This window comes from Blautia sp. AF17-9LB, assembly GCF_003479185.1.
Lineage (GTDB): Bacteria > Bacillota > Clostridia > Lachnospirales > Lachnospiraceae > Fusicatenibacter > Fusicatenibacter saccharivorans.
Genome location: NZ_QUGU01000031.1, coordinates 1 through 9,799 on the forward strand (window position 1 = coordinate 1; position 9,799 = coordinate 9,799).

Annotated in this window: 8 protein-coding genes and 1 pseudogene; all 9 read left to right on the forward strand. The window is 41.5% G+C overall.

The features are described from left to right. The first annotated feature begins 343 nt into the window (after window positions 1-343). The 9 genes and pseudogenes from DWX00_RS19160 to DWX00_RS19195 all read left to right on the forward strand — a co-directional run bounded on the left by DWX00_RS19160 (window position 344) and on the right by DWX00_RS19195 (window position 9,658). The gene (locus DWX00_RS19160; RefSeq protein WP_055220729.1) at window positions 344-2,041 is read left to right on the forward strand and encodes an extracellular solute-binding protein; all 1,698 of its coding nucleotides are present in this window, start codon (window positions 344-346) and stop codon (window positions 2,039-2,041) included. A 101-nt stretch (window positions 2,042-2,142) separates the two neighbouring features. Next, window positions 2,143-4,986 carry a beta-glucosidase gene (locus DWX00_RS19165; RefSeq protein ID WP_117761404.1) on the forward strand — a complete coding sequence of 948 codons (2,844 nt, stop codon included), beginning with the start codon at window positions 2,143-2,145 and terminating at the stop codon, window positions 4,984-4,986. A gap of 57 nt (window positions 4,987-5,043) precedes the next feature. Further along, window positions 5,044-5,205 carry a helix-turn-helix domain-containing protein gene (locus DWX00_RS20775; RefSeq protein ID WP_117761403.1) on the forward strand — a complete coding sequence of 54 codons (162 nt, stop codon included), beginning with the start codon at window positions 5,044-5,046 and terminating at the stop codon, window positions 5,203-5,205. Between the two features lie 68 nt (window positions 5,206-5,273). Further along, on the forward strand, window positions 5,274-6,833 hold the full coding sequence (locus DWX00_RS19175) for a carboxylesterase/lipase family protein (protein WP_117761402.1): 1,560 nt from the start codon (window positions 5,274-5,276) through the stop codon (window positions 6,831-6,833). A 21-nt stretch (window positions 6,834-6,854) separates the two neighbouring features. After that, entirely contained in the window at window positions 6,855-7,703 is an 849-nt protein-coding gene (locus DWX00_RS19180) for an MBL fold metallo-hydrolase (RefSeq protein ID WP_158555036.1), read from the forward strand. 140 nt (window positions 7,704-7,843) lie between these two features. Next, entirely contained in the window at window positions 7,844-8,449 is a 606-nt protein-coding gene (locus tag DWX00_RS19185) for a YczE/YyaS/YitT family protein (protein ID WP_117510997.1), read from the forward strand. Between the two features lie 106 nt (window positions 8,450-8,555). Continuing rightward, window positions 8,556-8,957: a hypothetical protein gene (locus DWX00_RS19190; protein ID WP_158578916.1), complete on the forward strand. Its 402-nt coding sequence runs from the start codon at window positions 8,556-8,558 to the stop codon at window positions 8,955-8,957. Then, window positions 8,948-9,046 (forward strand): annotated as a pseudogene (locus DWX00_RS20635) (DEAD/DEAH box helicase family protein); the annotation flags it as partial. The gene DWX00_RS19190 and the pseudogene DWX00_RS20635, both read left to right, overlap by 10 nt. A gap of 270 nt (window positions 9,047-9,316) precedes the next feature. Then, a complete protein-coding gene (locus DWX00_RS19195) occupies window positions 9,317-9,658 on the forward strand; it encodes a nucleotidyltransferase domain-containing protein (protein ID WP_055220717.1) in 342 nt (113 codons plus the stop codon). The last annotated feature ends 141 nt before the right edge of the window (window positions 9,659-9,799 follow it).

Genomic DNA, 9,799 nt, shown 5'->3' on the forward strand with positions numbered 1-9,799 from the left:
TATTCATTCTTAGCAAAAGACATGGGATCACCTCACAAATAATCTGAGATCATGATACCATTTCCTGACATAAATTTATTGTTTTATATGAAATTTTCAAGGTTCGCACGGGTGTACCTTTTTTTACAAAAATGATTAGTCAATATTTCTAAATTTAAAGGTTAATTCTTCTATATCTTCCAATATACTATCCATGATATCTTTTAGATAAGTAAAAACGCGCGTGAAAATCTAAAATAATTTTGGAGAGTTATTGCAATGAGAGACAAATAATAGAGGTATTGTAAAATCTCAAATGTTTGGCCTTATAGTAGGACTTTCTAAGAATATAGGGAGGAATAACATGAAAAGGAAGAAAATTTTAGCTCTGCTTATGGTAGCAGCACTCTGCGTTGGAACAGTGGCAGGATGTGGCTCCAAGGATACGGAAAGCAGTAAGAGCGAAAGTAGCAAGAATGAAAACAGCGAGAGCAGTACTGGGGACAGTAAGGATGATTTGTCACCTATAACTTTCAAGTACTACAATGCAGACGGAAAAAATGGTAACTGGGAAAATCCTGTTGCTCAGGCGATTACTGAAGCCACAGGTGTGACTTTGGATATTTCCTATCCGGTATCCAGTACAGGCGATCCTGACGAGGATATATCTTTGATGATTGCTGAGGACAAATATCCAGATATGATTTATGCTAAGCAAAGTGTAAACAGTCTGTATGAGGCAGGTGCACTTATTGATATGACAGATCTGATCGAGGAATATGGTCCAAATATTAAAAAAATGTACGGCGATGAGTTTGAAAAGCTGAAATGGGGTTCTGGAGATGAAGGAATATATCAGCTTTCTTATGCTGGTGTAGGATACCAGATTTTGGCAACCGGAGGAAACTGCCAGATACAGTACGCAGCTCTTAAGGAAAATAATTATGAATATCCTAAGACTCTGGAGGAGTATGAAGCCCTGATCAAGCAGTACCTGGCAGCACATCCTAAAACCGATGATGGTCTGGATACCATTGGTATTTCCATGAGTGCTGCTGACTGGCACTGGCTCATTACACTCAGTAATCCCGCTGGATTTATTGCTGATGGTGCACCGGATAACGGTTCCTGGCTTGTTGATGATAACTATAACTGCATTTACAAGCATGTGAGTGATAAAGAAAAAGAATATTTCAGATGGCTGAGTCGTATGTATGATGAGGGAATTCTGGATCCAAACTTTGCAACACAGACAGATGACGATTACATTGCAAAGCTTGCCAGCGGACGTGTTGTAGCTATTACTGATGCACTTTGGCATTATGGACAGGCGGAAGCAACATTGAAAGCAGAAGGAAAACTGGATAAAACATATTGTCCGCTTCCTGTGACAATTGATGCTGAGACGAAGGCACCCACACTGATGTATCAGGGTCTTCAGGTTGGATACGGACTGGCAATCACAAAGGACTGTGAGGATCCGGTTCGTGCAATTAAATTCCTTGATTATCTCTGCTCCGATGAGGGTGCAGTACTTTACAAATGGGGTGTTGAAGGAGAAAACTATTTTGTAGATGAGAATGGAATGAGATATCGTACGGAAGAAGAGATTGCAAAAGCAAGTTCTGATCCGGATTACGGAAAAAATACTGGTATTGGCAATTATACGGGATTTCCGATTTATGGAGACGGTGCAGTGGATGAAAATGGTAATCCTTACACACCTGTTACGAGAGAATCTGTAATTGCAGAGTATAACGAGGAGCAGAAGGCAGCTTGTGAAGCATGGAATGTAGAGATGCTGACCGATATCTTCCCGCAGCCAGATGAATTCGAAACACCGCCGTATTCCCCACTTTGGGCATATGCGACACCGCAGGAGATTACGAACAATGTGGAAATTCTGAATGAGATTGCATGGCCGGGACTGATTAAGTGCGTAACAGAAAGTGTAGATAATTTTGATGCAAACTGGGATAAGCTGATTGCGGATTATGAGGCTAATGGATTGGAAGAAACAGAACAGATGATGACAGATTTCCTGGCAGAAAAAATTTCATAAACAAAAATATGGAAACTGATAAAGGGACCTGATTCGTAAGGAGTCAGGTTCTTTTCATAAATGGATAAGAGGGGAATAGAAATGAAAGGCAGGGAAAAAATATGAAAAGTAATACGATATATCCGCCGATGTCCGAACGTGAGATCAGCGGTGCTGCAATATCGAGAGAAGCGGCGACGCAGGGAATGGTACTTTTAAAAAACATAAATGGGGTTCTTCCGTTAAAGGGCAGGGGAAAGATTGCCTTGTTTGGAAACGGAGCTGCCAGAACAATCCGCGGCGGAACGGGATCGGGAGATCCTTTTAACGGCGGTCTTTCCGGCGGTGGTGATCAGGATGTGGATCAGTCTCTGCGTTATCATATTAATATTCTGAATGCTATGGAAACAGAAGGTTTTGAGATTGTGAACCGGGAACAGCAGATGGCGTGGGCCAGATGCTATGATCTGGCCAAAAGAGAGATGAAGGACCAGGTCATGAGTGTTTTTGCGTTTCCGGAGGAACCGCTGACAACAGAAAAACTGGAAGAATATGCAAAAGAAACAGAAACTGCTATTTGTGTCATTTCGAGAAATTCCGGTGAGGGAAATGATCGTTTCATGAAAAAAGAAGTATCCATTGGGGATAAAAGGTATGAAATTGGAGATTACAGGCTTTCTGCAGTGGAGATGGATAATCTTAAAAAGCTGCGGTCAGCTTTTTCTTCATTGATACTGGTGCTGAATGTTCCGGGCTCCATATCGGTGCAGGATCTGGAGGCGGCTTGTGCGGATGCTATTCTTCTCATGGGGCAGGCAGGACAGGAGGGAGGAGCCGCCGTTACCGATATTCTCACAGGTAAGGCAACACCGTCAGGAAAGCTGACCGCAACCTGGGCAAAAAAATATGAAGATTATCCTACGGCAGGCAATTTCCTTCAGGATTTTAATAAGGCAGTATATACGGAAGGAATTTATGTAGGTTATCGTTACTTTGATACATTTAATGTTGAGCCGGGTTATCCTTTTGGTTATGGACTCTCCTATACGACATTTGCACTGGGAAATCTGGAGGCATCGCTGGATGAGGATACACTGGTTCTTGGCGTAACAGTAGAAAATACAGGAGCGTTTGCCGGACGTGAAGTTGTGCAGATATATGTTTCTGCACCGGTATCGGAGATGGATATGCCGGAACAGGAGCTGAAAGGTTTCCAAAAAACGATGTTACTGGCACCGGGCGAAAAGGAAGATATCAAAATCCGCATACCGCTGCGTAATCTTGCATCTTATAGTGAAAATGCAGGAGGTTATATTCTGTCAAAAGGAGATTATGGAGTGCGTATCGGTACTTCTTCCAGAGATACAAAACCGGTGTGCAAGATTCGGCTGGAACAAACTGCTTTGACAGAACAGGTATTGGTGGAGCTTCCGTTAACGGAAACTTTGGAGGAAAAGAAGGGGTTAACTGACCGAAAGGATGAAACTATATGGAAGGATGTACCGGTTCTTCTGGCTGTGCAGATACCGGAAACGCTGGATTCGCGTTCAGCCTATAGCGATGAAAAGGTGGTTACATATGCGACAGATACCAGCTATCAGCCGGTTATGCCTTACGAAACAGTACGGTATGTGGAAAAGAAAGAATGGAAGCTGAATGATGTGGCTTCGGGCAGAGTGTCAATGGAAGAATTTGCCGCACAGCTTGATGCTGCACAATTGGCGGATCTTTGCTGTGGTACAGGCTGGGGTGTGCAGGATGAGAACAATCCTGTGATTGGAGCCAGTTCGGAATCTGTACCTGGAGCGGCAGGGGAAACAACACACGCACTGGAAAGTTATGGTGTTTCTTCTATTGTATTGGCAGACGGTCCGGGCGGTGTGCGTATCACACAGCAGTTTGAGGCAACCGATCTGGAATCGGGGGAAAAGAGGCAGGTATACCATTACTGTACGGCATGGCCGGTGGGTACGCTTCTTGCTCAGTCTTTTGATCCGGAAATTTTGGAACAGGTAGGATGCGGAATGGCAGCAGATATGCAGGCAATGCGGATTGATTTGCTTCTGGGACCAGGAATGAATATTCAGCGTGATCCTATGTGTGGACGAAATTTTGAATATTTTTCTGAAGATCCTCTCATATCTGGAAAGATGGCGTCAGCAATGGTACGCGGTCTTCAGAGCCTGCCAGGAGGAGGTGGATGCATTAAGCATTATGCAGCTAATAATCAGGAGACGAATCGGAATGCTGTGGATTCTGTGATTGGTCAGCGGGCACTGAGGGAGATTTATCTGGAACCCTATAAAATTGCTATTCAGGAATCTCAGCCGTTGTCTATCATGAGTTCCTACAATCTGATCAACGGTGTTCCTACAGCAGATAGTTATGACTTATGTACGGATCTTGCCCGCGGAGAATGGGGATTTGAAGGTCTGATCATGACTGATTGGAACGGAGGCAGCAGTACACCCTGGAAATCCATGCATGCCGGAAATGATTTGATTATGCCGGGAGGAAAAGGAAGGGCCATGAATATTCTTCAGGCTGTGAGAACAGTTATGCCGGAGTTTGATGAACGTGGGCAGGTAATTATGGTGCAGGAAGTACCATTTGCACCGGTTTTCGCAGCCCGCTGGAATTCCTTTACGGTTGATCCGGAAGGACCGGATACAGTCATGGCACCTCTGGGTGAAGGACATACTGCCGAGATGAAGGATGGAGAGATTTTGGTTGATGGGGAAAAAGTCTACATGCAGGCAAATGATATGAAAACATTTTTCAATGATCCGGCAAGCTTTGTGCCAAAGATATGCCCGGCCAATGAGGAAGTTGCTTTTATTTTAGATGATGGCAGAGCAATCGGGTACAAAGGACATTTAGATAAGAAACCTCGTCTGTGTCTCGGAGATGTGCAAAGATGTGCAGTCCATAATCTTCGGATCATTCTGAAATGTATGGGATTATAGTAGATGGGTATCAACAATTATTGCATAATGAGGTGAAAAAGTTTAGAAAATGAGAGGATGACTGAAGTCGGAAAAGAGATTGGATATGAAAATACGGAAAACTTTTTTCGTGCGTTTAAAAAGCATTATCATATGACTCCCTCTCAGTATCGGGCTACAATACAGGAAGAGACCAATATGCAAACTGTATGTGGAGATAGAGATGTAATAAAACGGTAACAAAAAAATGACAAAATGGTAATGAAATAAGATATACATAAAATTACTAAAGAAAGGTGGAATACAAAATGGGAGATTGTTTTTACTGTAGTAAGGCAGAACCGGTAGTTCAGACTAAGGCGGGTAAGATACGGGGATTTAAGATGAATTCTACATACACTTTCCATGGCATCAAGTATGCTGATGCTGATCGCTTTCAAATGCCCAGAGAGGTAAAACCATGGAAAGGTATTAAAAATGCTCTGGCCTATGGTTATGTGTGCCCTATGCTGATGCAGGATCATCCGTTGATGGAGGTTATGATCCCACATCGTTACTGGCCAATGGATGAGAATTGCCAGTATCTGAATATTTGGACACAGAGTCTGGATCCGGAAGCAAAAAAACCGGTTATGGTATGGTTGCACGGAGGTGGATTCTTTGCAGGCTCATCCATTGAACAGGTGGCGTATGAAGGAGATCATCTGAGTGAGTACGGAGATGTGGTTGTCGTGTCATTGAACCATCGTCTGAATATTTTGGGATATCTTGATTTATCTGCTTATGGGGAAAAATACTACAATTCTGCTAATGTGGGAAATGCAGATATGGTCGCAGCCCTTCATTGGATTCAGGACAATATTGCTGGTTTTGGCGGAGATCCAGGTAATGTAACCCTGTTTGGTCAGTCCGGTGGTGGAATGAAAGTTTATTCCCTGATGAATACACCGGCTGCAGAAGGTTTATTCCATAAGGGGATTATCCAGAGCGGCGTAATAGAAGAAGGTAAAAAAGAGGCAGAGGATGACGGTACCGCAATTGTGGAGGCCCTTCTGACGGAATTGAAGTTGGAATCCGTTGAGGATTTGGAAACGATTCCTTACTATTTCCTTGCGGAAGCATATAATAAGGTGTCACCCAAGCTGCAGGAGAAAGGACTCTACGTGGGAGGAGAGCCGAGAGCAAATTCATGGTATGCCGGTGATCCGCGCAGAGTAGGATTTACCGATGGAGCAAAAAAGATTCCGGTGATAGTGGGTAGCGTTTTTGGAGAATTTGATTTCAAGCCGGTTCTGGAGAATAGGGATGAACTGACCCGTGAGGAAACGATGAAACTTCTGGAAAAATGCTTTCAGGAGGATGCAGAAGAGATTGCAGCAGAATTCGAAAAAGCATATCCAAATAATCGCCTTGTAGATGTTCTGTCGCTGGATTATATTTTCCGTTATGCATCGAAAGATTTCATTGCGAAGAAGTCAGTACATAAGGAAGCTCCCGTATATTCCTACATGTTTAATTATGAATTCCCATATGAGGGAGGAAAACTGGCATGGCATTGCTCTGAAATCCCGTTTGTTTTCCATAATATTGACCGAATTCCTATCTGCAATGTGCCGGGAGAAACAGACCGCCTGCAGGAGAGAATATGTGGTGCCTGGATAAACTTTGCGAGATACGGAAATCCTTCCGTTCCTTCTCTTCCGCAGTGGCCGGTATGTGAGCCAGGTAAAGAGGCAATTATGATTTTTGACAATATCTGCGAAGTTAAAGATAATTATGACCACAGGCTGATGGAGCTTCTTGTTAAACATGCTCCGGCATTTACTGTACCATTAGATGAGGATGCAGAAAATGTATTTATGCACTGATGCGGAAAGGATGGAATGCATATGGCAAAGCTGACTACATATCAGGTGACGGAGATTGCAAAAGACACCTGGGTTATCAATGAGGCTGGTATGACAGCCATGTTTTTGTTAAAAGGTACGGAACGTGCATTACTCATCGATACGGGTGTCGGAATGACAGACCTGAAAAAGCTGATTTCCTGGCTGACTCCGCTTCCCTATGATGTAGTGCTGACACATGGACATCCGGATCATATCGGAGGAGCTGCTCAGTTTGAAGAGGTATATATTCACGAAAAAGATGAGGATAGTCTTAAACCGATAAATTATGATAGCATCGCAGATTATGTGGAACTTTTGGGAAATATGGGAGCTTACGATGTGTATGACTGTAGCCCTGCGGATATCCGGCGGATACAAAAGATGCCAAAATGTCTTCCTTTGAAGGAGGGAATGGTGTTTGAGCTGGGGGGACGCAGTATCGAGGTAATTGAGACACCGGGTCATACATCGGGAGGCTGTTGTTTCCTTGATCGGAAAGAGCGAATCCTGTTTTCTGGAGATGCCTGCAATGGTAATCTGCTCTGCAGAGACAGTATTAATACACTATTGGGAGCTCTGGATAAAATCAAGTCCTATGAAAGTGAATTTGACCGCAATTTTAATGGCCATGTGGGATATGCGGGAATGCCTTTCGTTGGTTCCATGGATCATAGCATCATGAATACAGCGATACGCATCTGTGAGAATATCCTTTCAGGAACTGCGAAAATCGAGGATGGCGGTAAGAATGCGTTTGACGGAGATTGCAAGGTTGCGACAGACGGAAGAATCCGTATTGTATTTTCCCCAGACAGACTGATAGATGAAGGTGAAATTCCAGTAAGATAAACACAACAGACTCCGCTGGGGTTAACTTAAGCCTGAAAGCCTTGAAATCAAGACCTTTGGGCTTTTTATAAGTGTGCCATCAAGGCAGAATCTCCGGTTCTGGTGGCTTACAGTACCATAGACATGATGAGGTAATAAGAATGAAAAAATATTTTTTGTATTTTCTTGGTTTGAATTTAATAGCTTTTGCTGTTGTATTAAATGTTCGCTTTGATTTAGGAGTTGCTGCTTTTAGTTCTGTGATGTATTCAATATCACAAATCTATAACATTTCTTTAGGAACAGCTTCTATTATCTGTTACTTAATATTTGTTATTATTCAATGTATTTTATCCAAAAAGATCACAGTTACTTTTATTTTAGAAATTCCGTTATCGTTTGCTTTTGGTTGGTTGACTGATTTATATGATTTTATAATTCCTACATTATCGTTAAGTTTATACTTAAGGGTTATTTGTTTTATTATGACGATGTTCATTACTGCAATGGGCGTATTTTTAAGCGTGAAAACAAATCTTATTTTAACACCAACTGATGGTATTGTAAAAACTATTTCAGAAGTCTTCTCTTTTCCTTTTTCAATAGTGAAAAATACTTTTGATATTACACTTGTGTTTGTCACTATTATTTTATGTTTAATTAATCATACCCATTTTTATGGTCTTGGTATAGGAACCATACTGACAGCCTTATTTATAGGAAGAATTATTAATATTTATGAAAAAAAGATACAGTTATCTTTTTAAAGGTGGCAATTGGGTATTACGATGCTAAACTGTTGGGGTTTAGTCATATATTGAAATGATCGTATCTGTATGATAGTATATCAGATGGAGAATGTCTCCATCTGATATGTCATTTACGGCGAATACCTATTATAATTATAGGGACTGTATTCAGAAACATATTATTCCCAGAATTGGCGGTCTGAGGCTGCTTGCGCTCAATCAAGGGCATCTGATGAAAATGTATAAAGAACCTGTAAAACAATATTCTGCTATTCCTAAAAGGGCAAGAACAATTATGAATACCTCTATGAGATACGCATTATCGAAAAGGTTGATTATGACGAATCCCTGTGAAGGTTTGGAACTGCCAAAAGGAGTAAAAAAGTCAAAGTATTATACGATTATTGTAGATGAGACTAAAACATATACTTTGGAGCAGGTAAAACTGTTGCTGGAAGCATCGAAGGAGACACGGATCCATATGCAGATGGTCTTTGCCTTGTTAATGGGGCTTAGCCAACCTTGATCATAGCGCACAATAAAACACTTGCAGCACAGCTGTATGGTGAGTTTAAGGAATTCTTCCCGGAAAACGCAGTGGAATACTTTGTCTCCTAGTATCTTGATATTAATTTGCATACCATATATTGATTTGGAAAGGTAAAATAATACTATATAAAGCATAATAAACGATGCGTTAAAAGTAAATGGACATGATGGATTGGCTATAACGGTGAACAAAATTCGTCGAAGAAAGTAGTAAAATTGATACATGGAAAATACTGATTGAGAAACGAAGGTAAACTGGTTATAATAAAATCAAGAAGAAAGATTTGTGAATCGAGAAACTTATAGTATTATCAGCAGAAAATGAGGTGATGATGTATGCCAAAGATTATGCAGGATTTAATTAAACAGTATGTGGAAGAGGTCAAGAAGATTTATGGTTCCCATGTACGTCAGATAATCCTTTATGGTTCTTATGCAAGGGGTGACTTCCGTCCGGATTCTGATGTGGACATTATGATTCTGGTAGATATGTCAGATCTGGAATTAAAGGCATATGCACAACAGCTCTCGTACATGACCTATGACTTTAATATGGATCATGACACGGATATTAAGCCTATTGCAAAAAGTGAAGCACATTTTAACAAGTGGATTGTGAACTATCCATTTTATTCCAATATTCATAAAGAAGGGGTAGTTTTGTATGGAGCAGCATAATCAGGAAATCGGTACTAGACGGGATCTGGTGTTATATCGTCTGGAAACAGCCCGAAATGATCTGAAATCAGCAAGAGCATTGTTTTCTATTGAAAACTGCGCGTCGCATTCTCGTTACTTTAGCCTGCAAATAAAAAGTCA